This window comes from Arthrobacter sp. Soil_C_60, assembly GCF_057656375.1.
The window spans coordinates 268,874-294,117 of sequence record NZ_JBDGKM010000003.1 but is presented as its reverse complement, the minus strand read 5'-3'; the positions used below and the strand labels follow the sequence as shown (position 1 = coordinate 294,117).

21 protein-coding genes are annotated in these 25,244 nt (G+C 66.7%); 9 read left to right on the top strand and 12 right to left on the bottom strand.

Annotated features, from left to right (window positions below):
* Window positions 1-12 precede the first annotated feature (12 nt).
* From AC3A4M_RS08175 to AC3A4M_RS08150, 6 genes are all read left to right on the top strand, one after another.
* A complete protein-coding gene (locus tag AC3A4M_RS08175) occupies window positions 13-207 on the top strand; it encodes a hypothetical protein (RefSeq protein ID WP_498735129.1) in 195 nt (64 codons plus the stop codon).
* Window positions 195-1,034, top strand: a complete 840-nt coding sequence (locus AC3A4M_RS08170) for an IclR family transcriptional regulator (protein WP_498735127.1) — start codon at window positions 195-197, stop codon at window positions 1,032-1,034. The genes AC3A4M_RS08175 and AC3A4M_RS08170 overlap by 13 nt, the downstream gene beginning before the upstream one ends.
* A gap of 2 nt (window positions 1,035-1,036) precedes the next feature.
* Complete coding sequence (locus tag AC3A4M_RS08165) at window positions 1,037-2,005, top strand: AAA family ATPase (protein WP_498735126.1); 969 nt, start codon at window positions 1,037-1,039, stop codon at window positions 2,003-2,005.
* A 4-nt stretch (window positions 2,006-2,009) separates the two neighbouring features.
* Window positions 2,010-3,800 carry a cobaltochelatase CobT-related protein gene (locus AC3A4M_RS08160; RefSeq protein WP_498735125.1) on the top strand — a complete coding sequence of 597 codons (1,791 nt, stop codon included), beginning with the start codon at window positions 2,010-2,012 and terminating at the stop codon, window positions 3,798-3,800.
* A gap of 381 nt (window positions 3,801-4,181) precedes the next feature.
* Window positions 4,182-5,333 (top strand): thermonuclease family protein, encoded by a 1,152-nt coding sequence (locus AC3A4M_RS08155; RefSeq protein WP_498735124.1) that lies wholly within the window; start codon window positions 4,182-4,184, stop codon window positions 5,331-5,333.
* A gap of 53 nt (window positions 5,334-5,386) precedes the next feature.
* Window positions 5,387-5,761 carry a PH domain-containing protein gene (locus AC3A4M_RS08150; protein WP_498735122.1) on the top strand — a complete coding sequence of 125 codons (375 nt, stop codon included), beginning with the start codon at window positions 5,387-5,389 and terminating at the stop codon, window positions 5,759-5,761.
* 2 nt (window positions 5,762-5,763) lie between these two features.
* On the opposite strand, the gene AC3A4M_RS08145 is transcribed toward AC3A4M_RS08150, so the two are convergent.
* The gene (locus tag AC3A4M_RS08145) at window positions 5,764-6,837 is read right to left on the bottom strand and encodes a DNA polymerase IV (protein ID WP_498735120.1); all 1,074 of its coding nucleotides are present in this window, start codon (window positions 6,835-6,837) and stop codon (window positions 5,764-5,766) included.
* Window positions 6,838-7,276: 439 nt separating this feature from the next.
* Window positions 7,277-7,843, bottom strand: a complete 567-nt coding sequence (locus tag AC3A4M_RS08140) for a helix-turn-helix domain-containing protein (RefSeq protein ID WP_498735119.1) — start codon at window positions 7,841-7,843, stop codon at window positions 7,277-7,279.
* 65 nt (window positions 7,844-7,908) lie between these two features.
* Here AC3A4M_RS08140 and AC3A4M_RS08135 point away from each other — a divergent pair, with 65 nt between their 5' ends.
* Window positions 7,909-8,778, top strand: a complete 870-nt coding sequence (locus AC3A4M_RS08135; RefSeq protein ID WP_498735118.1) for a class I SAM-dependent methyltransferase — start codon at window positions 7,909-7,911, stop codon at window positions 8,776-8,778.
* A gap of 166 nt (window positions 8,779-8,944) precedes the next feature.
* On the opposite strand, the gene AC3A4M_RS08130 is transcribed toward AC3A4M_RS08135, so the two are convergent.
* The 10 genes from AC3A4M_RS08130 to AC3A4M_RS08085 all read right to left on the bottom strand — a co-directional run bounded on the left by AC3A4M_RS08130 (window position 8,945) and on the right by AC3A4M_RS08085 (window position 21,843).
* The gene (locus tag AC3A4M_RS08130) at window positions 8,945-9,394 is read right to left on the bottom strand and encodes a sensor histidine kinase (RefSeq protein WP_498735117.1); all 450 of its coding nucleotides are present in this window, start codon (window positions 9,392-9,394) and stop codon (window positions 8,945-8,947) included.
* A 369-nt stretch (window positions 9,395-9,763) separates the two neighbouring features.
* The gene (locus AC3A4M_RS08125) at window positions 9,764-10,891 is read right to left on the bottom strand and encodes a PLP-dependent cysteine synthase family protein (RefSeq protein ID WP_498735116.1); all 1,128 of its coding nucleotides are present in this window, start codon (window positions 10,889-10,891) and stop codon (window positions 9,764-9,766) included.
* A 35-nt stretch (window positions 10,892-10,926) separates the two neighbouring features.
* Entirely contained in the window at window positions 10,927-12,000 is a 1,074-nt protein-coding gene (locus tag AC3A4M_RS08120) for a YeiH family protein (protein WP_498735115.1), read from the bottom strand.
* Between the two features lie 76 nt (window positions 12,001-12,076).
* Window positions 12,077-13,654, bottom strand: a complete 1,578-nt coding sequence (locus AC3A4M_RS08115) for an APC family permease (RefSeq protein ID WP_498735114.1) — start codon at window positions 13,652-13,654, stop codon at window positions 12,077-12,079.
* 43 nt (window positions 13,655-13,697) lie between these two features.
* Window positions 13,698-14,783, bottom strand: a complete 1,086-nt coding sequence (pta, locus tag AC3A4M_RS08110; RefSeq protein WP_498735112.1) for a phosphate acetyltransferase — start codon at window positions 14,781-14,783, stop codon at window positions 13,698-13,700.
* A gap of 50 nt (window positions 14,784-14,833) precedes the next feature.
* Window positions 14,834-16,204: an aspartate aminotransferase family protein gene (locus AC3A4M_RS08105; protein ID WP_498735111.1), complete on the bottom strand. Its 1,371-nt coding sequence runs from the start codon at window positions 16,202-16,204 to the stop codon at window positions 14,834-14,836.
* Between the two features lie 134 nt (window positions 16,205-16,338).
* The gene (gene alr, locus AC3A4M_RS08100) at window positions 16,339-17,520 is read right to left on the bottom strand and encodes an alanine racemase (RefSeq protein ID WP_498735109.1); all 1,182 of its coding nucleotides are present in this window, start codon (window positions 17,518-17,520) and stop codon (window positions 16,339-16,341) included.
* 225 nt (window positions 17,521-17,745) lie between these two features.
* Complete coding sequence (gene pdxR / locus AC3A4M_RS08095; RefSeq protein ID WP_498735107.1) at window positions 17,746-19,326, bottom strand: MocR-like pyridoxine biosynthesis transcription factor PdxR; 1,581 nt, start codon at window positions 19,324-19,326, stop codon at window positions 17,746-17,748.
* Window positions 19,280-20,173, bottom strand: a complete 894-nt coding sequence (locus AC3A4M_RS08090) for a universal stress protein (protein ID WP_498735106.1) — start codon at window positions 20,171-20,173, stop codon at window positions 19,280-19,282. Before AC3A4M_RS08090 ends, pdxR begins: the two co-directional genes overlap by 47 nt.
* Window positions 20,174-20,325: 152 nt before the next feature.
* Window positions 20,326-21,843, bottom strand: a complete 1,518-nt coding sequence (locus AC3A4M_RS08085; protein WP_498735105.1) for a helix-turn-helix domain-containing protein — start codon at window positions 21,841-21,843, stop codon at window positions 20,326-20,328.
* 131 nt (window positions 21,844-21,974) lie between these two features.
* On the opposite strand from AC3A4M_RS08085, the gene aceA reads away from it, so the two are divergent.
* Window positions 21,975-23,291: an isocitrate lyase gene (aceA, locus tag AC3A4M_RS08080; RefSeq protein WP_498733236.1), complete on the top strand. Its 1,317-nt coding sequence runs from the start codon at window positions 21,975-21,977 to the stop codon at window positions 23,289-23,291.
* Window positions 23,292-23,388: 97 nt separating this feature from the next.
* Window positions 23,389-25,023: a malate synthase A gene (gene aceB, locus AC3A4M_RS08075; RefSeq protein ID WP_498735103.1), complete on the top strand. Its 1,635-nt coding sequence runs from the start codon at window positions 23,389-23,391 to the stop codon at window positions 25,021-25,023.
* The last annotated feature ends 221 nt before the right edge of the window (window positions 25,024-25,244 follow it).

Below are 25,244 nucleotides of genomic sequence, written 5' to 3'. Positions count from 1 at the left end.
AACAACTCTCCTTTGAATCGTGCCGCCGCACTGGGCGATAAGAAGTTCCAAAAAATGGTTCGGATTGCTCCCGAAAACGGGACTGGAAACAACATATGCGGTGCAGATCACATTGGTCAACACATATTCCGTTTTTTCTTCCCGGTGATACTATTTTTTGAAACAGCGGAAGATTTTCTCGGCAAGGAGGCATCATGGAAGGCTTGACGGAGCCGGACCTCGGTCCGGTAGGCAGCGTCCAGGGCGAGACGCCGGCATTGCGGCTGTTCGCCCTGCTGGAGTTCATCACCACGCGCGACCAGCTCTTCACCCTGCAGTCCCTGGTGGACCAGACCGGGATCCCGAAGCCCACCCTGCACCGGATGCTCCAGCAGCTGGAGAGCGCAGACCTGCTGATGCGCCAGAGCGACGGCAAGCACTACGGCACGGGCGCCCGGATGCGGCGGATGGCCGAGGACGTGCTGCTCAACGACACCCGGCACGGCTCCCGGCACGCGGTGCTGAAGAGCCTGGTGGACGAGATCGGCGAAAGCTGCAATATCACCGCGCTCTCCGGCAACGAGGTGATCTACCTGGACCGGGTGGAAACCACCGAGCCGCTGCGCATCCATCTGGGCCCGGGCTCCCGCGTGCCGGTGCACTGCTCGGCCAGCGGCAAGATGATCCTGTCCCAGTTCGGCCCCGCCCAGCGCGAGCGCGTGATCGCCATGCAGCCGCTGAAGGTGTTCACCCGGCATACGCAGACCAATCCGGCGCTGCTGGAGGAAGAGCTGCGGCAGATCCGGCTGGATGGCTACGCGCTGGACCGCGAGGAATTCCTCGACGGGCTGGTCTGCATCGCCGTCCTCGTGCCCAACGCCACCACGCGTTCCAACATGTGCGTGGCGGTCCAGGCGCCCATTGTCCGGATGTCCTCGGAGGACCTGGTCGCCCTGCTGCCCTCGCTGCGCGCCGCGGCGGAAACCCTGGGCCGGATCGAAGAGCAGCAGATGTCCGATGGGCCCTCCCTCGCCCTCTCACTGGCAGGAGGATGAGCATGGAGTTCCGCCCCGGCCTGACGGTCTCGGCCCGCGACGCCTTCGGCATCGACAGCGGCCTGATAGTGCCGATGTTCCCCGAGCCGAACGAGCACGTGCCGGAGATCGATCCGGCCTACCGCTTCAACCACGACGTGACGCTGGCTCTGCTGGCCGGCTTCGCGCACAACCGGCGGGTGCTGCTCCAGGGGCTGCACGGCACCGGCAAGTCCACGCACATCGAACAGGTGGCCGCGCGGCTGAACTGGCCGTGCATCCGGGTGAACCTGGACGGGCACATCAGCCGGCTGGACCTGGTGGGCAAGGACACCGTGGTGATCGAGGACGGCCGGCAGGTCACCCGCTTCCAGGAGGGCGTAGTGCCGTGGGCATTGCAACAGCCCATGGCGCTGATCTTCGATGAGTACGACGCCGGACGGCCGGACGTCATGTTCGTCATCCAGCGATTGCTCGAGCGGGACGGCTCCTTCACGCTGACGGACCAGAACCGCGTGCTGCGCCCGCACCCCGGCTTCCGGCTCTTCGCCACCTCCAACACGGTGGGGCTGGGCAACCTGAACGGGATGTACCACGGGGTGCAGCGGCTCAACCACGCGCAGATGGACCGCTGGAACATTGTGGCCTCGCTCAACTACCTCCCCGCGGCGGAGGAGATCGCCATCGTCCAGTCCCGCGTTCCTTCCCTGGCGGACGGACCGGGCACGGCGCTGGTAGCGTCGATGGTGGAAGTGGCCAACCTGACCCGGCAGGGCTTCCTGGCCGGCGACGTGTCCACGCTGATGTCGCCGCGGACCGTGATCAGCTGGGCCGAGAACGTGGCGGTCTTCCGCGACCCGGCGCTGGCCTTCCGGCTCTCCTTCGTCAACAAGTGCGACGAATCCGAGCGGACCGTAGTGGCCGAATACTTCCAGCGTTGCTTCGACGCCGAACTCGAGGAATCCTTCGAGCTCGCCCCCGCGTACGCCTGAGCGCATGGTGACGACGGATGCCACGGTGACGGCAGGTCGCACGATGCCGGCGGATTCCACGGTGACGACGGATACCGCTGCCCGGCGCCGGCAGCAGCAGATCCGGCAGCTCTGCGCAGCGAGCATCCGCGCGCTGGCCGCAGACCCCGGTCTGGATTTCCGCGGCGACCACCTCTACCGCGGCCGCAGCGTGCTCCCGCTGAACGTACCGCACCTCTACCCGGGCCAGGCGGCCGACGGCTTCGGTTCCTTCCGCGGCGCGGCGGACGGGATGGCGCTGCGGCTGCTGCACTCGGACGCTTCGCTCCACGCCCAGCTCCGCCCTGCCGGCCAGACCGCGCGGCTGGTGTTCGAGCTGCTGGAGCAGTTCCGTGCGGAGTCCCTCGCCGGCCAGCCCGGCGTGGTGCGCAACCTGCGCCTGCGCCACGAGGCCTGGTCCACGCAGTTCCACCGCTCCGGCCTGACCGAGACGTCCTTGGGCCTGCTGCTCTACACCGTCGCGCAGGTCTGCCGCTCCCGCGTGACCGGCGAGCCGGTGGTCACCGAGACCGAGGACCTGATCGAGCAGACCCGCGGCAGGCTCTCGGCCCTGCTCGGTGGGGACCTCGCCCTGCTGCGGCGGACGCGCACCCGCCAACAGGACTACGCCAAGCCGGCGCTGGCAATCGCCGTCGTTATTGAATCCCTCGCCGATTCCGTCCAGGCGGACAACGACGGCGGCACCGAACGTTCCGCCCGCAAGACCCGCGAGCAGTTCAGCCTGCTTGTGGACGCGGAAGAGGACGCGTGGCTCCCGGAGACCGCGGCCTCGGGCGCCAGCCCCACGCTGGCGGACAACGGCGGAGCCTACCGCGCCTTCACCACCGCCTATGACCGGGTCCAGCGCGCCGCCTCGCTGGTGCGGCCCGAGCTGCTGCACGATTACCGGCGCCGGCTGGACAAGCGGATTGCGGACAGCGGCGTGAACGTGGCCCTGCTGGCGCGGCGGCTCGAGCCGCTGCTGTGCGTGCCGGTGACCTCGGGCTGGAACAGCGGGCAGGAAGAAGGAATGATCGACGGCGCCCGGCTCAGCCAGCTGGTCTGCTCCCCCGCCGAACGCCGCCTCTTCCAGACTGAACGGCACGAGGCCAGGCCTGCCACCGTGGTCAGCTTCCTCATCGACTGCTCCGGCTCCATGAAGCAGCACGGCGAGGGCATCGCGGCCTACGTTGACGTGTTCCTGCGCGCGCTGGAGCGGATCGGGGTGGCCACCGAGGTCCTGGGCTTCACCACCGGCGCGTGGAACGGCGGGAAGGCCGCGCGCGACTGGAAACGCGCACGCTCCCCGCGCCGCCCGGGCCGGCTCAACGAGGTCAACCACCTCATCTTCAAGGACGCGGACACCAACTGGCGCAAGGCCCGGCCCGGTATCGCTGCGCTGCTGAAGACCACGCTCTACCGCGAAGGGATCGACGGCGAGGCGGTCCAGTGGGCCGCGCGCCGGCTGGCCGACCGGACCGAAGAGCGACGTATCCTGATTGTCCTCTCCGACGGCAGCCCGGCCGACGGCGCCACCGCGCTGGCCAACGACGAGCATTACCTGCAGCAGCACCTCGCCACCGTGGTCCGCGAGCTGGAGGACTCCGGCGCGGTCAACGTCTTCGGCGTCGGGCTCGGCCTGGACATGAGCCCGTATTTCTCCCGCTCGCTAATCCTCGACACCGAGCGGCTCGGCCAGCCCGAAGGCGTGCGCGAACTGACCGGCCTGCTGGAGCGTTCGCTGCCGCCCCCTGCGGTAGCCGGCCAGGAAACATAGGAGAATTCGTCCAAGAAACCGGTACGTCCGATGATAGCCGGGACCGTGGCGCCCGCCGCAGGACGGAACAGATTTCGCAAAACACCCTCCAGTGAGTGTTGGTGAGACTAATGAGTTTGGTGAGTCTTCGGCGTCGGACTCGGTCTGGACATGTGCCCGCACTTCTCCCGCTCGCTGATCCTGGACACCGAACGGCTGGGCCAGCCCGAAGGCGTGCGCGAACTGACCGGCCTGCTGGAGCGTTCGCTGCCGCCGCTGCGGTAGCGATCCGTGCACGGAACAGAACACTCCCAACTCTTGGTGACGTGAAAGCTTAAAGGTACAATCAAGTTCTGGCCCGGCCGCTCGCGCCGCCAGTAAGTCTTGTTGGGGGAAATAACAATGGCACGTCTATCAGGGCGCCTTCTATCCGCGCGCCTTCGCTCGTTTCCGGCTTTCGCCGTCGTCGCAGCCTTGGCCGTCATGGGCCTTTCGGCCTGTTCGCCGGATGATTCAGTGGAGGCGGAAGTGGTCCGCGTGGTCGACGGCGACACGTTCGAAGCGCAGTACGGCGGGGCCACGAAAATGGTCCGCCTGCTGAATATCGACACTCCGGAAACGAAGCACCCGAACAAGATTGTGGAGTGCCAGGGTCCGGAAGCCACGGAGTTCCTGCAGAACAAGCTGCCGCCGGGATCGACCGTCACCTTGCGCTTCGATGAGGAGAAGACGGACAAATTCGACCGTGTCCTGGCAGCAGCATTTCTCGGCGACGAACTGGTGAACGCCTCGATCGCCCGCGTCGGCCTTGGCACAGCCGTAACGTTCGGCGCTAACGACAAGTACTACGACGACGTTAAGGCTGCCCAGGACGAGGCAGCGCAGAACAAGGCCGGGCTGTTCCAGGACGGGCTCGCCTGCAGCCCCGCTGTCCTCGCGGAAGCGCAGATCGCTGCACTTGCCGCACCAGTGGAGCCGGGGGCCGCGGCGACGTCGGCCGAGATTGCCGCGGCGGCAGCGGCACTGGGAACGACCATTACTGCCGCTTCAGCAGTAAAGGGCCTCTTCAACGATGCGAAGGGCGCGGTAGTGCTCGCAGCTCTCGGCGCAACGGCTGCCGCGGACTCCGAGAAGAAGCTGGGACGCTCCCTCGCTACCGCCGGGACGCAGCACAAGGCACTCGAGGAGCGCGCCGCCGACGTCAAGGCGGACGAGAAGCGGAAGGCTGCTGCCGCCAAAGCCAAAGCGGACGAGAAGAAACGCCTGGCAGAGGAGAAGCGCCGCGCGGAAGAACGGGCGGAAAAAGCTGCCGCACAGGCAGCCGAGGAAGCCGCCGCACGCGCGGCCGCGGAGGCAGAAGCTGCTGCTCGAGCGGCAGCCGAAGCGGAAGCTGCCCGGCGCGCCGCACCCCCTGCGCCACCAGCACCGGCTTACGAAGCGCCGAAACAACATAATGTCGCGCCGGCGCCGGCACCTGCCCAGCAGAATCCCTACCCCGGATACAACGGACCGCGCTGCTATGCACCGGGCGGCAAGAGCTGGAAGCCCTGCTAGCCAGTAGCCATGTCTAATTCCACTCAAACGCTGACTTTTACGGGAGAAACCTCATGATCGACTTCGCTAACGGCTCGCTCTTCAAACTTCAAGCAGCCAACATGCAGGACTTCTTCGGCGACATCCAACCGCTGCTCATTCAGGGCGAAAATGCGATTGCCGCTTTTCGTGGCATCCGCGATTTCGTGGTCTTCACCGACAAGCGCTTGATCGCCGTTAACATCCAGGGTATGACGGGCAAGAAGCGCGACTTTACCTCGCTGCCTTATTCGAAGGTCCAGGCGTTCTCCGTGGAAACTGCCGGTACGTTCGACCTCGACGGCGAGCTTGACCTGTGGTTCAGCGGCCTTGGCAAGGTCCGCCTCGAGTTCAAGGGAAACGTCAATGTCCAGGGGCTCTCGCAACTCATAGCCCAGTTCGTCCTGTAACTTCACCAGCCGCCGCGCGTCGGCGTATGCCCCTTTCGGGCGTCGTCGGGCATCGTCATTTCGGCGCGCAGGCCCAGGAGCCGAATGGGCCGGCCCGGTTCTATTGCGGCGGCGAGGTCCAGGACCCGCGCGAGGATGTCGTCCCGGTCGAAGGTCTCCGGGATCTTTTTCGCATGGGTCTTGGTGAAGAACGGCGCGTAGCGAACCTTGAGGGTCAGGCCTACGACAGGCCGTCCTTCGGCCACCACATCCTCGAGTACGTGCGCTGTCAGCTCCCTCACGGCGTCGTCCACCTGGGCGGGCACGGTCAGGTCACGCTGGAAGGTGGTCTCCCGACTATGGCCGCGGGCAACCCACGGGGTGTCGTCCACAACGCTTGCCCCGTCCCCGCGTCCAAGTTCCGCGTACCAAGGACCCATCTTCGGGCCGAACTCGGGGACCAGGTCTTGGGGGTCGGCCGCGGCGAGCTCGGCGACGGTGTTGATGCCGAGTTTGGCCAGCCGACCCGACACTTTGGTACCGATGCCCCACAGGTCCTTGGTGGGGCGGCCGCCCATCACATCGAGCCAGTTTTTGGCGGTAAGGCGAAAGACTCCGGCCGGCTTGCCGAAACCGGTGGCGACCTTGGCCCGGACCAGGGTGTCGCCGATGCCCACACTGCAATGCAACTGTGTTCGCTCAAGGACTGCGGCCTGCACCTGCCGGGCGTAAGCTTCCGGCTCGTCGGTCTCCGTGCCGACAAAGGCTTCATCCCACCCCAGCACCTGCACGGTGGCGCCGGGTTGCGCCCGCAGGGTAGCCATCACCGTTTCAGAGGCAGCGAGGTAAGCCTCCTGGTCGACAGGCAGAATCACAGCGTCGGGAACTTTCCGGGCCGCAATGCGCAAGGGCATGCCGGACCCGACGCCGAACGCTCTGGCTTCGTAGGATGCAGTCGACACCACGGCTCGTTCCGTTGGGTCGCCCCGGCCGCCGACAATGATCGGTTTGCCCGCAAGCTCCGGCCGCCGGAGCACTTCGACCGCAGCGATGAACTGGTCGAGATCGACGTGCAGCACCCAGGGGATTCCGCTCACGCCACCAGTCTGCCCTAAACATCCTTTGCAAGCATCAACTCTGCAGCGAGCTTGGCCGTGGATCCTGCAATGTTCTGAGTATGCCGGCCCAAAATCGTTACCGCTCGGGTTCCTCTTCCAGGAACCCTCGAGACCTTAGTCGCCACCCAGCTCCTAGACTGCTCCGAGGTGTCTCGTAACTAACGGCGAACACACCGATTCACTACGAAGATTTCGAGACATAGTTACGAGAATCACCGGACGTGGACGAACTCTCACGGTTCTGTCGTTTTCCGAAGGCGACTGCATTAGGCGTCCAAAGTCGCCTGCGCAGCTCTTCCGTGTCCGGTCGGGGAAAATCCGGCGGACGGTGGCAGAAGTCTTGCTGCTGTCTCGATGTCGATTCCCTCAAATCATGTCCCTCCCAAACCATTCGTCTCGCGGGAGTCGACAGGCATTCTTAGCTCAATCGCTCCGGAGGGTGAAGATGTGCGCGTTCTCCGCCGTGGTCGAAGATGCTCAGGATCTCCACCGGCCCGTCGTGGGCAGCAACATGGTGCGGGACCATGGTGGAGAACTCGGCGGCCTGCCCCTCGTGCACCAGAATGGTGCGGTCCCCGAGCAGCAGGCTGACGGTTCCCGACAAAACGGTGAACCACTCGCGGCCTGGATGCACGCTCCGGTCAATGTCGGCTATGGAGCGTTCGGGCGTGATGCGCATCTTGGCCACGATGGTGCCGTTCGCCGAGTGCTCGCGTGAGAGCAGCCAGCTGGTCAACCCTTGTTGGTGTTCGGGCTCGGGGCGGATGACGACGTCCTCGTCCGATGTGGGCTCGACCAGCTGGTCAAGTGTGGTGCCAAGCGCCTTGGCCAGAGGTACCAGCTGGTCCAGGGCAATCCTGCGGTGTCCTGTTTCAATGCGGCTCAGTGTGGATGGACTTAGGAAGCAGCGTGCGGCAAGTGCGTCCAGAGACCAGCCCTTGGCCAGTCGCAAGCCCTTGATGCGTTGGCGAATAACAGTATCCATTGAAAGTTCTTGCGTCATACGCAAGAGTGTATGCCACTGGAGCATCCCTTGGTTACGCTTGATCCATGACAACTGAGCATTCACGCGGACGCCACCACGGTCGCCAGCAGGGCCGGCACAACGAGCACCATCAGTCGCACGAACCGGGCCTGGCCGAAACGCTGGACCTCGATGCCCTGCTGCTACACGAGCATCTGCAGGAGATCTTCGATTGGACCGCCAAACACCAGACGGCTCCGGGGACCATTGTGGACCTGGGCGCGGGAACGGGCACCGGAACCCTAGGCCTGACGCGAACCTTTCCCCAGGCCAGCGTCGTGGCAGTCGATCAGTCCGAGTTCATGCTCGCTCACCTGGCCTCGACGGTTGAGAAAAACCAGGTGTCGGATCGGGTTTCCACCCTTCAAGTGGACCTCGATGCCACATGGCCCGACCTTGCCGACATCGACCTGATTTGGGCGGCATCCTCAATGCACCACATGAGCGACCCGGCCAACATCTTGAGCCAGATCAGCAAAACGCTGGCACCGGGGGGCCTGCTGGTGGTCGTGGAAATGGATACTTTGCCGCGCCACCTGCCCGATGACCTTGGATTCGGCGCCCCGGGGCTCGAACAGCGCCTCCACGATGCTGTGGCGCTTGCTGGCTGGAACGCGCACCCGGATTGGGCTCCGGCCATCCGGGAAGCTGGAATGGAGATCGCCGAACAGCGCACCTTTACTTACGACACGAATGAAAACCGGGAACTGATTGCGCACAACGCCCAGACGTTCCTCTCCAGGATGCGCACCAGCCTGGGAGACACCCTGTCAGCGGAGGACCTTGCCACCATCGACCAGTTGCTTGATCCCCACGGCCCGCAGTCCCTGACCAGACGCACGGACCTGTCGATGTGCGGAAGCCGCACCGTGTGGGCCGCACGTCCGGGGCGCTAACCTCCCTCGCGCCGCAAGGGCCCGGCGGGCCTCCTTGGACGGCTTGGCGCGCACCCGCATGCGCTTGCCCCGGCCCCGAAAAGGCTGAGGAACGCCACCCCGCTGGGCCAGGAGCTGCCGGTGACATTGAAGGAGGGCAGGCAGTGTCCAGCCTGCTGGGGCCGGGTCAGTCCAGCGGCAGCGTAATGCTGACCTGGTTTGTGGAGGGGGAACCGAAGCCGGTGCCGATGCTGCCGCCGGCAAGGTCCACGGCCGTGAGCAGCGCCTGTCCCATTGTTGCCGGCTGCCCGGCGGGAACGGGGCCGGCGCTGTCCTCGATGGTCAGACGGATGCCGTGGTACACGGCCGCCAGGCGGACGGTTACGTGCGTGGCTGTGGCGCGGGCGAGGATGGCATCGAGAACCTGGGCCGCGGCCCGGTAGAGCAGGGCAGCCGTACTTGTGTTGATCTCCATCCCGTGATGCGGGGTCTGCCATTCAATGGAGGTACCGTTTTCGCGCAGACCGGTGGTGAGGAGGTTGATGCTTCCGGCTAGGCCCAGCGCATGGAAATCAGGCATTCCGGCTACGGTGTCCGGGGTGGTGAGGGCCGGATTAAGAGTGGCTGGGTGGTTCATGACGGTTCCTGCGCCTTCTGCGTTACGGTTCCTTCGGTTTCGGCTCCGGCTGCCGGATTCATCGCCGGGAATTGCTCTTAGACCTACTGTGCCTTGACTTTCTCAAGTTTCCCGCAGGCCTTCCTCAAGTTTCAGGCAGGACGACAGGCAGCTCCCTACGGGCCAACGGGGCGCAGGCCGGTGCTGTCGCAACGGCGTCCGGTCTGGTAGCCGTTTCAGGCCGGACAGCCTGCCCCGGCACTTTCTGTTGGCGGTGGCCAGCCGGTTCTTCGACCAGGATAAGGACGTGATCGAGCCGAGCGTTCATGCCAGTGCTGAGAACACGAGGGCTGCTACCGGCTAGTCATTGACGAGTAAAACCAGGCGACTTCACGACAGGGTGCCTGTGTTCATGAAAGTTTCCAACCGGCGGTAGTACGGTCCGACGTCGATCTTGTTCTCCGCGAGCCATTCATCGGAGTAGTACTTGTCGAGGTATCTGTCCCCCGGGTCGCAGATCAACGACACGACGCTGCCCTGCTGGCCGGTGCTGATCATGTCGGAGATGATCCGGAACGCCGACCACAGGCCCGTTCCGGTCGACGCGCCGGTCCGCCGGCCCAGCAGTTCTGCCAGCAGGCGGATGGAGGCCATGGCCGCGGCGTCGGGCACGCGCATCATCCGGTCGATAGCGGACCCGATGAAGCTGGCTTCGACGCGCTGGCGGCCGATCCCTTCGATGCGGGAACCGGTGGCCGTGGTGACGCTGGCGTCCTGCTCCCGCCAGGCCGGGAAGAACGCCGAGTTTTCCGGGTCGGCCACGCAGATGCCGGTGGCCCGCCCGGTGTAACGGATGTAGCGGGCGAGCGTGGCGGAGGTGCCGCCGGTGCCGGCGGTAGCGACGATCCAGGCAGGCTCCGGGTGCCGCTCCTGCGACATCTGGTCGAAGATTGATTCGGCGATGTTGTTGTTGCCCCGCCAGTCGGTGGCCCGCTCGGCGTAGGTGAACTGGTCCATGTAGTGGCCGCCGGTTTGCCGGGCCAGGGCCGCGGCCGCCTCGTACACCTCGTTCGGGTTCTCCACGAAGTGGCACTGGCCCCCGTAGAACTCAATGAGCTGGACCTTCTGCTGGCTGGTGGACCGGGCCATGACCGCGATGAAAGGGACGCCGATGAGGCGCGCGAAGTACGCCTCGGAGATCGCGGTGGAGCCGCTGGAGGCTTCGATGACCGGCTTGCCCGGCCTGATCCAGCCGTTGCACAGGGCGTGTAGGAACAGGGATCTGGCCAGCCGGTGCTTCAGCGAGCCGGTGGGATGGGTGGACTCGTCCTTCAGGTACAGGTCCACGCCCCACTGTTCCGGCAGCGGCACGGCAAGCAAATGCGTGTCGGAAGAGCGGTTGGCGTCCGCCTGGACCTTCGCCAGCGCCTCGGCCAGCCAAGTGCGGTAACCGGCGTCGTACCGGTCGACGTCCTCTTCGGCGTGGACCTGCGGGGTGGCTGGGGTGGGGACGGTCATTGCTTCCTTCCAGAATGTTGCTCGGCGAAAGAAGCTTACTGCAGCAGCAGGATCCCGCCGTAGGCCAGGCCGGCGATCAGCGCCCAGGAACACAGCGCCATCAGCACGGCGCTGCCGCGGGAGCTGAACAGTTCGCGCATGCGCACGGCCGAGCCCAGCCCGAAGAGCGCGGCGGCCAGCAGCACGTCCTGGACAATGGTCGCCGCCTCCAGCACGCCCTCGGGCACCGGCAGCAGGGAGCGCACGGCCACCAGCGCGACGAACCCGAGGATGAAGGCCGGCACGATTGGCGGCAGCTTCAGGTGCTCGGAGCCGGCGGTCCCCTTATGGCTGCGGCGGCTGATAATGCCGGTGACGGCCACCATGGGCGCCAGCGTGAGCACGCGGGTCAGCTTGATGACGATGGCGACGGCGAGCGCAGCGGTTCCCGCGGTCTGCGCGGTGGCAACCACCTGGCCGACGTCGTGCACTGAAGCACCCACCCACTGGCCGAAGGCCAGCGGACCCAGGCCCAGCGGCTGCATGAGCAGCGGCAGCACGGCGATGGCCAGCGTGCCGCACAGGGTCACCAGCGCCACCGGAATGACGGTGTCCTGCTGTTTGGACCGGCGGACCGCGCTCATCGCGCCGATGGCCGAGGCGCCGCAGATGGAGAAACCGGTGGCGATCAGCAGCGGCTGGTCGCCCGGCAGCCGGAAGGCCTTGCCCAGCAGGTACGTACCGCCGAAGGCCAGAAGCACGACGGCGACAATCACCGCGAACGTGGCCCAGCCCAGTTCCAGCACGTCCACCACACTGAGCTTCAGGCCCAGCAGGACGATCCCGGCACGCATCAGCCGCTTGCCGGCGAAATCCAGGCCCTTCCGCCACGGGCCGACTGTGAGGCGGGAGATGCCGGGCAAGTTGGCGGCCAGCACGCCCATGATCACGGCCAGGGTCATCACCGGCACGGCCGGCATCAGCAGGTGCAGGGCGAACGCCGCCGGCACGGCAACGGCACAGGCAGTGAGGCCGGGCCAGTTCCGGCGCAGCCACTCCGCCAGCGAGCGCAGCCGCGATTGCTTCCCGGCCGGGCCGCCCTTTACCGTCTGTGTCACGGTGTTCACCATAGTCGTTTTCCTTTCCGTTCATGGCCGCCGGTGCGCCGCGGGGAGTGCCCGCGGCGCACCGGCCTTGCAATGTTGGCTAAACCGACGTCGTGTCGCCCTGCGCCCGCTGCGCGTTCTTGTCCTTGATGGCGAATCCTTCCGGCCGAGGCTTGCCCAGCACCAGCAGATCCACCTGCTCGTTAGTCAGCGTCCGGTTGTGCTTGCGCCGCAGTAGGAAGAAGACCACTCCCACCACAATCCAGATCAGCAGGGCGATCATGGACTCCGGGCCGAGCATGGCGGGCGAGCCGGGCAACAGCAGCAATGCCATGAAGGACACCGAGATGACCGCGCCGACCATGCTGAGCACCTTCTTCGTCGTCGAACGCGTGCCCTCCAGGTCACCGGGGCGGGGCGCCGAGCCGGAGCTGCGGAAGAGCTTGAAGGCGCACAGGCAGGTGTACAGGTAGGCCACGGTGACGCCGACGGCGGACATGTTGACCACCCATTCCAGCGCGGCCCGGCCGAACCACGGGGTCACCAGGCAGAAGGCGCCGACAAACAGGATGCCCACGTACGGCGTCTTGTGCTTCGGGTGCAGCTTGGCGAAGACCTGCGGGACCATCTGGGCCCGGCCCATGGCCAGCAGGATGCGGCTGGCGGAAACGTAGAAGCCGTTCAGGCCGGTGGTCACGCCCATGGTGATGCCGATGGCCAGCAGCAGCATCCCGCCACCGCCCAGCAGACCGGTCACCGCGTCCGCCGTGCCCCAGGCCGACTGGCCGGACACGAGCGCTTCCCACGGCTCGGCAACAGCAACGGCGGCGATCATGGCCGCGTACAGCAGGGCCGCGGCCAGCAGTGCCAGCACAATCAGCTTCATGGCCTTGCTCGGCGGGAAGTCGAACTCCTCGGCGGCCTGCGGCACGTTGTCGAAACCGATGTAGGCCCAGGGTGCAATGGCGACGATCGCCAGGATGGCGGTCAGCGGTGAGACACCCTCGGGGAAGGCCGGCGCGGCGTTGCTGACCAGGCTGCTCGGGTGGATCAGCACGGCGGCGAGGATGCAGGCGACGGCGATCAGCATGATCACACAGGCGATGAACTGGACCCGGCCGGACAGTGCCGTGCCGCGGATGTTCAGGTAGGCGAAGACCGCCAGCGCGGTGATCGAGATGAGCACTTCCACCATGTACACGTCGTAACCGGCGATGGTGTAGAGGTAGCCCTGCTGGACCACCCCGGGCAGCAGTTTCCGGAACAGCAGCGCCAGCGCCGAGGCGTTCAGCGCCACGATGCAGGTGTAGCCCAGGGTCAGGAACCAGCCGCAGAAGAAGGCGTGGGTCCGTCCGAAGCCGACCAGCGCGAACGCCAGCTCGCCGCCCGAGACGGGGAAGCTGCGGATCAGGAAGCCGTAGCTGACGGCGATCAGCACCATCAGCCCGCCGCCGATGAGGAAGCCGCTCATCGCGCCCACCGGTCCCGCCGCGGCGATCCAGTCGGTGGGCAGGATGAACGCGCCCCAGCCGACGGCCGAGCCGAGGGCGATGGCCCAGACCCAGCTGGGCTTGAGGGTCTTGGCCAGCCGCTCGGGCTGGTCGGGTCCGGGGGTTGCCGCCGGTCCGGTTGAAGCTCCGCTGCCGGCCACGTTGCCGGTCTCAGTTGTTGCTTTCATGTAAACCTCATTCTCCAGGGGCAGAGGTCTCTGCCCGTGCTGGCTACAGTCCGAGAGGACCGGGCCTGGTGACGCTGGTTTGGGATTGCAAAACGCTGATGATCGCTACATTCACGACGTCGGCCGCAGTGCAGCCGCGGGAGAGGTCGTTGACGGGCAGGGCAAGCCCCTGCAGGATCGGCCCGTAGGCCGCCGCTCCGCCAAGCCGCTGGGTGATCTTGTAACCGATGTTGCCCGCGGCGAGATTGGGAAAGATGAAGACGTTGGCGTGCCCGGCGACGCCGGAGTCCGGCGCCTTGCTGCGGGCCACGGATTCGAGCAGGGCGGCGTCGAACTGCAGTTCGCCGTCGACGGCCAGCCCCGGCTCCCGCTCCCGCACGATGCCGGTGGCCTCGCGGACCCGGGACACGCTGGCATGGTCGGCGCTGCCCATGGTGCTGAAGGACAGCATGGCCACCTGCGGCTCTTCGCCGGTGAGGGCCGCGAACGTCCGGCTGGTGGCGACCGCAACCTCGGCGAGCTGCCCGGCGTCGGGCTCCGGCAGCACGGCGCAGTCGCCGTAGCCGAACGTCCGGCCGTCCTGCAGGTGCATCAGGAAGCTGCTGCTCACGCAGTCCGATCCCTCCGCCGTGCCGACCACGCGCAACGCCGCGCGCAGTACGTCGGCGGTGGGCCGGTTCGCGCCGGCCACGCAGGCATCGGCGTCGCCCGCGGCCAGCGCCGCCATGGACAGGTACAGCGGATCCGCCAGCCAACACTCGGCCGTTCCGGGTTTGCGCCCGGCCGCACGCCCGGCGAGCAGTTCCCCCGCCCCGGAGCGACGCACCTGCTCCGGGGCCAGGATAACGACGCCGGCAGGTAGCCTGACGCCAGCGGCTGCGGCAGCGCGGCGGATTTCGGCCGGTTCGTCGACCAGCACGGGCACGATGCCCAGGCCGGCCAGCTCCGCGGCGGCGGCGAGGACCCGCTCGTCCCGCCCATCCGCAAGCACCACCCGGTTCCTGTCCCCGGCGAGGCGGGCGACCCAGCCGGCCTGCAGCTGGTTGTCAGCCAGCTGCTGGTCATCGGCCAGCTGGTTGTCCGCCGGTTGCTTCTCCGCCAGCCGGCGGCCGGCCAGCTGCGTGGTCATGCCGTGCAACGCCCCACCGCCGGTCCGGAGATCCTGAAGGGTGTCATTGCCTAGAGCCCCAGATGCTTGTCCGTGGCGGACATGACGTGGTCCACCTTGGTCAGCAGGTCATCGAGCACGGCCTGGTCGGCGACGAGTGGCGGCGAGAGCACCAGCATGGTGCCGCCGCGGTTGTCCGGGCGGGTGATGAGGTTAACCTCGCGCATGGCCTTGGGCATCACGCTGCCGAGGAGTTCCTTGGACTGCTCGGGTGTCAGGGTCCGTCCGGTCTCGCGGTCGCCGGTGAGCTCGATCGCGTAGAAGAAGCCGGTGCCGCGCCACTCCAGCACGCTGCGGTGCGCGTCGCGGATCTGGTTGAGCCCGGCCTGGAAGTACGGCTCGAGGCTGCGCACGTTGCCCGGGATGTTCTCTTCCTGCAGGGCGCTGAGGTTCGCCACCGCCACCGCCGTCGATACCGGGTGTCCGCCCCAGGTGGCGCCGTGGGTGAAGATGCCGGCGGCCGGGGAATCCAGCAGCGCGTTGGCCAGCGGGGTGCGGATGAGGACTCCGCCCAGCGGCGCGTAGCCGGAGGTGGAACCCTTGGCGAAGGTCAGCAGGTCCGGAACGACGTCGTACTTTGTGCTGCCGAACCACTCGCCCAACCGGCCGAAGCCGCAGATAACCTCGTCCGCGACCAGCAGGATGCCGAAGCGGTCGCAGATGGCGCGCAGTTCCTGCCAGTAGCCCGGCGGCGGAACCAGCGCGCCGCGGGAGTTCTGCACCGGCTCGGCGAACAGGGCGGCGATGGTGTGCGCGCCCTCTTCCTCGATGACTTGCAGGATGGCCTGGATGCTGGGCAGGTCCGCCGCGGTGCCGCCCTCGGGGATGGTCTCGCCGAGCGTGTTCGGCACGTGCCGCACGCCGGGCATCAGCTCGCCGAAGGCTTCCTTGTAAGCGGGGATGCCGGTGACGGCGAGCGCGCCCAGGGTGGTGCCGTGGTAGGCCATGTTGCGGGCGATGATCTTGGTCCGCTCGGGCTGGCCCTGGCTGCGGTGGTACTGGCGGGCGAACTTGATCGCGGACTCCACGGCCTCGGAGCCGGAGTTGACGAAGAACGTCACGTCCAGGTCGCCCGGCGCCAGGCTGGCGATGGTGGTGGCGGCCTCGACGGCTGCCGGGTGGGCGGAGCCCCAGTTGGTCCAGTAGGCCAGCTTGGACATCTGCTTGGTGGCGGCGGCGGGGATGTCGGTGCGGCCGTGGCCCATGTTCACGCAGAACAGGCCGGCCAGCCCGTCCAGGAAGCGGTTGCCGTCCTCGTCAATGAGGTAGCAGCCCTCGCCGCTGACAATGATGGGCAGGTTCGGGTCCCGCCAGGCCTTACCGGTGGTGAAGTGCGGAAACAGGTGCCGCTGGGCAAGCGTGCGGTTCTCTGAGTTAGTCACGGGACCCTCCAGTCGAATTCTTTACGATGCATCAGCACTGGGCTGATCGGACCACCATGACCGGATCATGGTGTGGTGTGTATCACTCTGGACTATTGCCAGGACCCACCAAAGACCCAGAATGGGATGACTTTTTAGGTACCAGATCCCCGGTAGACCCGCGGCACCCTCGCCGCGATGCGGGTCAGCACCTCGTATGGAATGGTTCCTGCCGCGTCAGCCCAGTCATCGGCGCTCGGCTCGCCGTCGTCGCCCGGGCCGAACAGGACCACCCGGTCCCCCGCCGCAACCTGGTCATCGCCGACGTCGATGATGAACTGGTCCATGCAGACCCGCCCGGTGACGCGGTATCGCCCGCCGCCCACCTGCACCTGGCCAATCCCGCTGGCGCTGCGGAAAACGCCGTCGGCATAGCCCAAGGGCACGACGGCGAGGGTGGTCTCCTGCTGCAGAATCTCGGTGTGGCCGTAGGAGACGCCGGAGCCGGCCGGCGCGCGCTTGGTCTGGACGATCGCTCCGGCCAGGGTCATCGCCGGCCGCAGCTGCGGCATGCCGGCGCGATGTTCCACGGGAATCGGATTGATCCCGTAGGTCGCGATCCCGGGGCGGACCATGTCGAAATGGCTCTCCGGCAGGGACAGCGTCGCGGCCGAATTGGCGATATGCCGCAGCGTCGGGCGGAGGCCGGCGGCCCGGGCAATGCCGCTGGCCTCCTCGAAGACGCGCAGCTGGGCAGCGAGGGACGGATGTCCGGGCTCGTCGACGCAGGCCAGATGGGACCAGAGCCCCACCACGCGGACCAGTCCGTCCGCTTCCGCTCTCCGGGCGGCTGCCACCAGCTCGGGCCAGTCCGCGGGGGCCGCACCGCCGCGCCACATTCCAGTATCCGCCTTCAGATGAACGACGGCGGGGGTGCCTGTATCTTGAGCCGCCTGGACGATTTCGGCCAGTTGATCCGTGCCGTAGGCCGCCAGTTCTATGTCCCGCCGGATTGCCGCGGCATAGTCCGTTCCCGGCGAGGCGAGCCACGAAAAGATCGGCGCGGTGACGCCGGCGTCGCGCAGGGCGAAGGCCTCTTCGAGCACGGCCGTTCCCAAACGGGTGGCGCCGCCGGCCAGCGCTGCCTGGGCCACGGGTACCAGGCCGTGGGCGTAACCGTCTGCCTTCACCACGGTCATCAGCTCCGGTGACCGGGCCACCGATCGCAGCGTCGCGACGTTCTGGCTGATGGCGTCCAGATCGATGATGGCGACGCGCTGCGGGTGCGGCTGCGAAGAGGTTTGCGCAGCGGGCCGGCCGGCCAGTGTTTCCGTCATGACTGCTCCTTTTATCGGTGGAAGTGTGGGTCGAATATGGGGGCATTAGTCGATCTGTCTTAGGTTCCCCAGGCGCGCAGGAGCGCACCCGGTATCAACACTGTGGGTCACGGGGATCGGCCACGGACAGGGCCAGTCCGGCCCCATTGTTCAGGTACCAGCGGCGCAGCCCAGGACGATCCTCAGTCCGCCGGGCAACGGACCGTCAGTGTCAGCCCGCTGGCTTCACTCCGTCAGTTCGGCGATGACCTTGCCAAGCCGTTCGACGCCCGGCCGGATGTCGGCGATGTCGATGGCGGCAAAGCCGAGCCGGAAGCATTCGCGGTTGGCCAGCGGATCGGCGAAGAACACGTCGCCGCGCTCGATCACCACACCAGCCTCGAGGGCCTTTTCGGCGAGCTGGACGCAGTCGAGCCCCTCGGGCCCGCGTAGCCAGATGCTCACGCCGCCCGGCGGTGCGTTGACATTCCACGGCAGCACGTCGTCGAGTGCCTCGGTGAGGACGGCCCATTTGCGCTGCAGCTGGGTCCGCCGTCGTCGGATGGTCCGGCGGTACTGGCCGGATTCGATGAGCAGCGCCATGGCCCGCTGCAGGTGCCCGGAGATATGCCGCAGCCGGTAGCGGCGCTGGTTCCGCAGTTCTGCCACCAGCTCCGCGTCGGCCACCAGGTAGCCCAGCCGCAGGCCCGGGGCGAGGAACTTCGTGAAGGAGCCGAGGTAGATGACGCGTTCGCTGTTGGGCAGCGCCTTGAGTGCCGGCGTCGGTTTCCCGCGGTAACGGAACTCGCTGTCGTAGTCGTCCTCGATGATCAGGGCGTCGGCGGCACGGGCGTCGGCGAGGATCTGGTGCCGGCGCGCGCCGGACAGCGTCACGTTGGTGGGGCTGTGGTGGCTGGGCGTGAGGTACAGCAGTCCGATGCCGTCCAGCCGCTCCGGCGGTACCAGGCCGGCGTCGTCCACCGGCAGCGGCCGCAGCTGGGCGCCGGCGCGGACAAAGGTGTGGCGGGCGTCCGTGTAGCCCGGATCCTCCACCCCGACGACCGTTCCGGGCTCCATGATGGTATGCGCCAGCAGGTCCAGCCCCTGCTGCGACCCCGAGGTGATCAGGACGTTCTCCGGAGCGGCTTCGATGCCCCGGGCGGGCAGGACCTGCTGGCAGAGCATCCGGACCAGCAGCGGATCGTCCTCGTCGACGCCGTCGCGCAGGCTGAAGTGCAGGTGCGGCGGGTCCAGCGCGTCGCGCAGCGCCTTAGCCCAGCCGAGCCGTGGAAAGTCCTTCTCGTCCACCTGGCCGGCCACAAACGGATACGGATAGGAGACCCAGTCGCGCACCTTCGTGATCTCCGGCATCCCGGCATCAAGGCGACGGCCCAGATGCCGGGACCAGTCCACCTTCTCGGCGCGAGCAGCCGTGCCGCCGTCAGCCGGAGCGGCGCCCTGCAGCATCTGCAGGTTGACGAAAAACCCGCGCCGCGCGTGCGGCTCGATGATGCCCTGCGCCTGCAGTTCCTGGTACGCCGCGTTGACGGTATTTCGGGAAAGCCCCAGTTCACGCGCCAGCTCCCGCGAGGAGGGCAGCGGCAGCTCCGGGTTCAGGCCGCCGCTGATGATCTGGTGTTCCAGCGCCTCGCGCAGCTGCCGGTAGAGCGGCGCGGTGCTGTCTTCGTTGATGGAGATCGGCGTTCGAACGACGGCGGACGCGACAGCGGATACCTGCGCTTGCGCCTTCGTCTGCCGGTCCGTCTCCCCGTTCCCGGCGCTAATCACTGTCTGCCGGCAGCCCGGGATCCTCATCCAGCCGGACATGATCGCGGGGCACCACTACCATCGGGACCGGCAGAGCACGCAGCATCTTGTTCGCCGTCGTACCCAGGAAGATCCTGCTGCGCGCCGCGAGCCGGCTGGATCCGATCACCACCACTTCGCTCTCGTCCCAGTCCAACCGTTCGATGGCGTCCTCGATGGAGTCGCCGCTGGCCACCGCGGCCGTCACCAGCGTCCGCTTGGCGACGCCCTCCACGGCCTTGGCCAGCGCAATCTCCGCATGGCTCTTCGCCCAGCTCTCAACGTCTGCCGCCGACCGGCCAGATCCGGCGTCGAGCGTCACCAGGGAAATCACCCGCAGCGGGACATGGCGCATCGCCGCCGCCTCAACCGCCACGTCGAGCAGGGTCTCGGCGCCGGGACGGGTCCCGAGCGCGCACGTCAGCCTAGTGATGTCGCGGGGCGGGCGGTAGCCGGAGGGAGCCAGCGCTACCGGCACCGGGGAGGCGTGCAGCAGCGCGTTCGCTACCGACCCGACCGTGAATCGCTTGAACAAACCCTTGCTGGCGGCGCCGACCACGATCAGCCTCGCCCCGAATTCCTCCGCCGCTTCGATCAGGCCCTCCGCGAAGGAATCCGCGGTCCGGATGTGCTTGCGCGCGGTGACATCCGCGGGCACGAGCGCCAGCGCCTTGTCCAGCCAGGCGTCGGCCTGTCCGGCAAGGTACTGCTGGTATTCGCGCTCCTGCGCCAACCGGAGCTGGTCCCCCGGGCCGGGGAGGACGTGCACCAGATCGAGCTCCGCGCCGGGCGCCCGGGCCAGGGCACGCGCCAAGGCAATGGCTTCGCGGCCGCGTTCGTCCTCGGTACAGCCGACCACGTATCGCATCTATCCAGCCTCCATTGGCTCAGGCCGCGCGCGACGGCACCGTTGCTTCGTGTCTGCCCATCACTACCAGCCGAGCGTGTGGGTTGGAAACACCAGCACCCATTATGACGTACGTCACCGCCCCCGCCCGTCAAACCACGAACCGGCGGGCGTCAGTCCTCCGGCGAGTGCTGGGCGAGGAAGGAATACACTTCCGTCTCGTCCACGCCGGGGAACGCGCCCTGGGGCATGGCGGCGAGCAGGTGGGTCTGGGCGCGGGCGCTTGGCCAGGCATGCCCCGACCATTGGTCCAGCAGCGACTTCGGTGGCCGGCGGCAGCACTGCTCGTCGGGGCAGGTGGAAGTGGAGCGCTCCGTGGTGTCCCGGCCGCGGAACCACTTGACGTGGACGTAAGGCACCCCGATGCTCAGCGAGAACTTGCCGGCGGCGGACCGCTCTGTACGGGCGGTGCACCAGAACGTTCCCACCGAGGTGTCCGTGTACTGGTTGTAGGCGCTGAACTGGTCCGGCACTTCGAACACCGCGCGCGAGGTCCAGTAGCGGCAGATGCTTTGTCCCTCGATCGCGCCGATGTGATCCGACGGGAAGTTCACGCCGTCGTTCTCATAGGCCTTGTGGATGATGCCGCTTTCATGGACCTTCTGGAAGTGGACGGAAATGCCTAGGTGCTCGGTGGCGAGGTTGGTGAAGCGGTGCGCGGCGGTTTCATAGGAAACCGCGAAGGCGTCGCGGATGTCCTCCACAGCCAGTTCCTTGGCGTTCTTGGCCTGCTGCAGAAAGTCCACCGTGGCCTTCTCCGGCATCATCAGCGACGCCGCAAAATAGTTGGTCGCGACACGCTGCCGGAGAAATTCGGCATAATTTTCCGGCGTCTCGTGGCCGAGCACGTAGTGGCCCAAGGCCTGCAGGAGGATGGAACGGGTGCTGTGCTCGGAGCGCTGCGACTGCGTGAGGTAGATCCGCATGTTCTTCAAGTCCGTCACGGAACGGGTGGAATGCGGCAGGTCGGACACGTCGTGCAGGCTGAAACCCAGGTGGGCCGCGATGTCCGCGACGAGGTGGTGGGACAGCGGGCCGGTGGTGTGGCCCACGGCCTTGAGCACCCGCTCGGCTTCCTGCTCGATCTCCGGGAAGTAGTTGTTCTGCTCGCGCATTTTCTTCCGCAGCTCCGCGTTGGCGCGGCGGGCCTCCTCCGGCGTGGCGAGCTGTTCGTTGAGCCTACGCTCCAGCTCGCTTTGCAGGCCCAGGAGCGACTCGAGTACGTCCATGGGCAGCCTTGAGCTGATGCGGACTTTGGGCAGGCCGAGCGACTGATAGAGCGGCCCGCGCTGGGCACGTTCCAGCTCGATTTCCAGGGCGGCGCGGCGGCTGGGCGGTTCGGTGCCCAGCAGCTGGTCCATGCTGACTTCGAGGGCCTTGGCGAGCGACTGCAGCATGCCGAGCTTGGGCTCGCGCTTGCCGTTCTCGATCAGCGACAGCTGCGACGGTGCGGTGCCGACGGCGGCGCCCAGGTCGTCAAGCGTCTTGCCTTGCGACTTACGCAAGTGGCGCACGCGGCGACCGAGGCTGATCAAGTCAATGTCGCCGTCGTTGGTTGGCTCAACAGAGGCCTTCGCGGGACGGTGCCAGCTGGTAGAAGTCATTTCTTGAGGATACGCGAAGAAATGCAAATCTTTCCAGCATTTTGGTCTAGATAACCCCTTGCAAGGTACGGAATAGTCGTTTTCACGAAGAAGTTCGGCATTCAAGCCGTAACTGAAGTCACCCGGCAGGGATGTCGGGGAAACCAAGGAGAAGCGCAATGACAGCATCATTTGAGCCGGCACCCCAGACCGCTGAAGAAGCAGCCAAGGCACTGGAGCTCGAGTGGGCCGCCAATCCCCGCTGGGAGGGCATCACTCGTGACTATTCCGCAGCGGATGTCGTCCGCCTCCGTGGCCGTGTGCAGGAAGAGCACACGCTGGCCAAGCGCGGTTCCGAGAAGCTGTGGAAGCAGCTGACCGAGGAAGCCAAGACCGGGCAGTACACCAACGCGCTGGGCGCCTTGACCGGCAACCAGGCCGTGCAGCAGGTCAAGGCCGGGCTGCGCGCCATCTACCTTTCCGGCTGGCAGGTCGCCGCCGACGCCAACCTTTCGGGCCACACTTACCCGGACCAGTCGCTGTACCCGGCAAACTCGGTTCCGCAGGTGGTCCGCCGCATCAACAACGCGCTGCTGCGTGCCGACCAGATCGAATACTCCGAGGGCATCCAGAGTGTTGAGGACTGGCTGGTCCCGATCGTGGCCGATGCGGAAGCCGGATTCGGCGGCCCGCTGAACGCCTACGAGCTGATGAAGTCCATGATTTCCTCCGGCGCCTCCGGTGTCCACTGGGAAGACCAGCTCGCCTCGGAGAAGAAGTGCGGCCACCTGGGCGGCAAGGTCCTCATCCCCACCGCGCAGCACATCCGCACCCTGAACGCCGCCCGCCTGGCCGCCGACGTCGCCGGCACCCCGAGCGTCATCATCGCCCGGACCGATGCCGAAGCCGCCACGCTGATCACCTCGGACGTGGACGAGCGGGACCGCGAGTTCATCACCGGCGAGCGCACCCCGGAGGGCTTCTACAAGGTCCGCAACGGCATTGAGCCGTGCATCGCCCGGGCCAAGGCCTACGCCCCGTACTCCGACCTCATCTGGATGGAGACCGGAACGCCGGACCTGGAGCTGGCCCGCAAGTTCGCCGAGTCCGTCAAGGCGGAGTTCCCGGACCAGATGCTCTCCTACAACTGCTCCCCGTCCTTCAACTGGAAGAAGCACCTGGACGACGCCACCATCGCGAAGTTCCAGCGCGAGCTCGGGGCCATGGGCTTCACCTTCCAGTTCATCACGCTTGCCGGGTTCCACGCCCTGAACTACTCGATGTTCGATCTGGCCCACGGTTACGCCCGTGACGGCATGAGCGCCTACGTCGAGCTGCAGGAAAAGGAATTCGGCGCAGAAGACCGCGGCTACACCGCAACCAAGCACCAGCGCGAAGTAGGCACCGGCTACTTCGACCAGATCGCAACTGCCCTCAACCCGAACGGCAGCACCCTGGCTTTGGTGGGTTCCACCGAAGAAGGCCAGTTCCACTAAACAGTTTTCCCATCGACGAAGCAGCTGATGCCCCTTTCGAGGGCCGAATAGGGCATCAGCTGCCCACTCGATGGACCTTTCCTTAGGAGTAAGTGCCATGAACGATCCGATCACCCTGAACGGCATCACGCTGACCGCTACGCCCATGCGGCGCCAGGAGGAAATCCTGACCCCGCAGGCACTGGACTTCGTCGCCCGCCTTCATAAGGCCACCGCCGGCCGCCGCGAGGAACTGCTGCAGCTGCGCAAGGACCGCCGCCGCTGCATCGCCAAGGGCCACGACCCGAAGTTCCTGCCCGGCACCCGCGGCATCCGCGAGGATGACTCGTGGCAGGTTGCCCCGCCCGCACCCGGGCTGGAGGACCGCCGGGTGGAAATCACCGGGCCGGTGGAGAAGAAGATGACCATCAACGCGCTCAACTCCGGAGCGAAGGTCTGGCTCGCGGACATGGAAGACTCCTCCACCCCGTCCTGGTCCAACGTCATCAACGGACAGCTGAACCTCACCGATGTGCTGGACCGGAAGATCGACTTCACTTCGCCCGAGGGCAAGGAGTACAAGGTCCACGGCACGCAGCTGACCGATCTGCCCACCATTGTGGTCCGGCCGCGCGGCTGGCACCTGCCGGAGAAGCACATGCTGGTCGGCGGCGAGCCGGTGGCCGGCGGGATCGTGGACTTCGGCCTCTACTTCTTCCACAACGCCCAGCGGCTGATCGCCCAGGGCCGCGGACCGTACTTCTACCTGCCGAAGATCGAGAACCACCTCGAGGCACGGCTGTGGAACGACATCTTCATCCTGGCCCAGGACATGCTGGACATCCCGCAGGGCACCATCCGGGCCACCGTGCTGATCGAGACCATCACGGCCGCGTTCGAGATGGAGGAGATCCTCTACGAACTGCGCGAGCACGCTTCAGGCCTGAACGCCGGCCGCTGGGACTACATCTTCTCGGTGATCAAGAACTTCCGCACCCGCGGCGCCCGCTACGTCATGCCGGACCGCACGCAGGTGACCATGACCGCTCCGTTCATGCGCTCCTACACCGAGCAGCTGGTGCGGGCCTGCCACCGCCGCGGCGCCATGGCGATCGGCGGCATGGCGGCCTTCATCCCGAACCGCCGCGACCCGGAAGCCAACTCCATCGCGATGGAGAAGGTCCGCGCGGACAAGACCCGCGAGGCCAACGACGGTTTCGACGGCTCCTGGGTGGCCCACCCGGACCTGGTGCCGGTGGCCCGCGACGTGTTCGACTCCGTGCTCGGCGAACGGCCCAACCAGATCGAGCGCCAGCGCGACGACGTCACGCCCGATGACCGCGGCCTGCTGAACATCGCCGGCACGGAGGGCAAGATCACCGAGCGCGGCATCCGCACCAACATCGAGGTAGGCATCCGCTACATCGAGTCCTGGCTGCGGGGCAACGGCGCCGTCGCCATCCACAACCTGATGGAAGACGCCGCCACCGCGGAGATCTCCCGCTCCCAGATCTGGCAGTGGATCCGCCAGTCCGCGATCACCGACGAAGGCGAGATCATCAGCCTGGACTGGGTGCAGCGGCTGCTGGATGAAGAGTTCGCCAAGCTGCCGCGTTTCGAGGACGACCTCTTCGACGACGCACGCGAAATCTTCGAGGAAGTGGCCCTGGGCGAAGAGTTCCCGGCCTTCCTCACCGTCCCGGCCTACGAGCGCTACCTGCACGAAAAGCGCGAAGAGCTCATCGCCGCCTAACCGTCCGGCGGCCGGGGAGGACAATCGGCCAGCAACTGCCTCCCCGCCGCCGGCCTGAACTTTCCGCAGAGCCGTCCGGCCCCTCATTCGCCACAGTTTGCCCGAAAGCCGGGCGGGCCGGATGGCTGTGCGGAAGCAGTAACTAAGAAAATAGGAGCGATGCCCCGGGCCATAAGGTCCGGGGCATCCTTCAGTTAGAGGCCAATAGTTTTAGCTGGATG

Excerpts from the sequence above, each read along its gene's own strand:
- AC3A4M_RS08170 (WP_498735127.1), top strand. The coding sequence starts at position 195 with ATGGAAGGCTTGACGGAGCCGGACCTCGGTCCGGTAGGCAGCGTCCAG.
- AC3A4M_RS08165 (WP_498735126.1), top strand. The coding sequence starts at position 1,037 with ATGGAGTTCCGCCCCGGCCTGACGGTCTCGGCCCGCGACGCCTTCGGC.
- AC3A4M_RS08160 (WP_498735125.1), top strand. The coding sequence starts at position 2,010 with ATGGTGACGACGGATGCCACGGTGACGGCAGGTCGCACGATGCCGGCG.
- AC3A4M_RS08155 (WP_498735124.1), top strand. The coding sequence starts at position 4,182 with ATGGCACGTCTATCAGGGCGCCTTCTATCCGCGCGCCTTCGCTCGTTT.
- AC3A4M_RS08150 (WP_498735122.1), top strand. The coding sequence starts at position 5,387 with ATGATCGACTTCGCTAACGGCTCGCTCTTCAAACTTCAAGCAGCCAAC.
- AC3A4M_RS08140 (WP_498735119.1), bottom strand. The coding sequence starts at position 7,843 with ATGGATACTGTTATTCGCCAACGCATCAAGGGCTTGCGACTGGCCAAG.
- AC3A4M_RS08135 (WP_498735118.1), top strand. The coding sequence starts at position 7,909 with ATGACAACTGAGCATTCACGCGGACGCCACCACGGTCGCCAGCAGGGC.
- AC3A4M_RS08130 (WP_498735117.1), bottom strand. The coding sequence starts at position 9,394 with ATGAACCACCCAGCCACTCTTAATCCGGCCCTCACCACCCCGGACACC.
- AC3A4M_RS08125 (WP_498735116.1), bottom strand. The coding sequence starts at position 10,891 with ATGACCGTCCCCACCCCAGCCACCCCGCAGGTCCACGCCGAAGAGGAC.
- AC3A4M_RS08120 (WP_498735115.1), bottom strand. The coding sequence starts at position 12,000 with ATGGTGAACACCGTGACACAGACGGTAAAGGGCGGCCCGGCCGGGAAG.
- AC3A4M_RS08115 (WP_498735114.1), bottom strand. The coding sequence starts at position 13,654 with ATGAAAGCAACAACTGAGACCGGCAACGTGGCCGGCAGCGGAGCTTCA.
- pta (WP_498735112.1), bottom strand. The coding sequence starts at position 14,783 with ATGACCACGCAGCTGGCCGGCCGCCGGCTGGCGGAGAAGCAACCGGCG.
- alr (WP_498735109.1), bottom strand. The coding sequence starts at position 17,520 with ATGACGGAAACACTGGCCGGCCGGCCCGCTGCGCAAACCTCTTCGCAG.
- pdxR (WP_498735107.1), bottom strand. The coding sequence starts at position 19,326 with ATGTCCGGCTGGATGAGGATCCCGGGCTGCCGGCAGACAGTGATTAGC.
- AC3A4M_RS08090 (WP_498735106.1), bottom strand. The coding sequence starts at position 20,173 with ATGCGATACGTGGTCGGCTGTACCGAGGACGAACGCGGCCGCGAAGCC.
- aceA (WP_498733236.1), top strand. The coding sequence starts at position 21,975 with ATGACAGCATCATTTGAGCCGGCACCCCAGACCGCTGAAGAAGCAGCC.
- aceB (WP_498735103.1), top strand. The coding sequence starts at position 23,389 with ATGAACGATCCGATCACCCTGAACGGCATCACGCTGACCGCTACGCCC.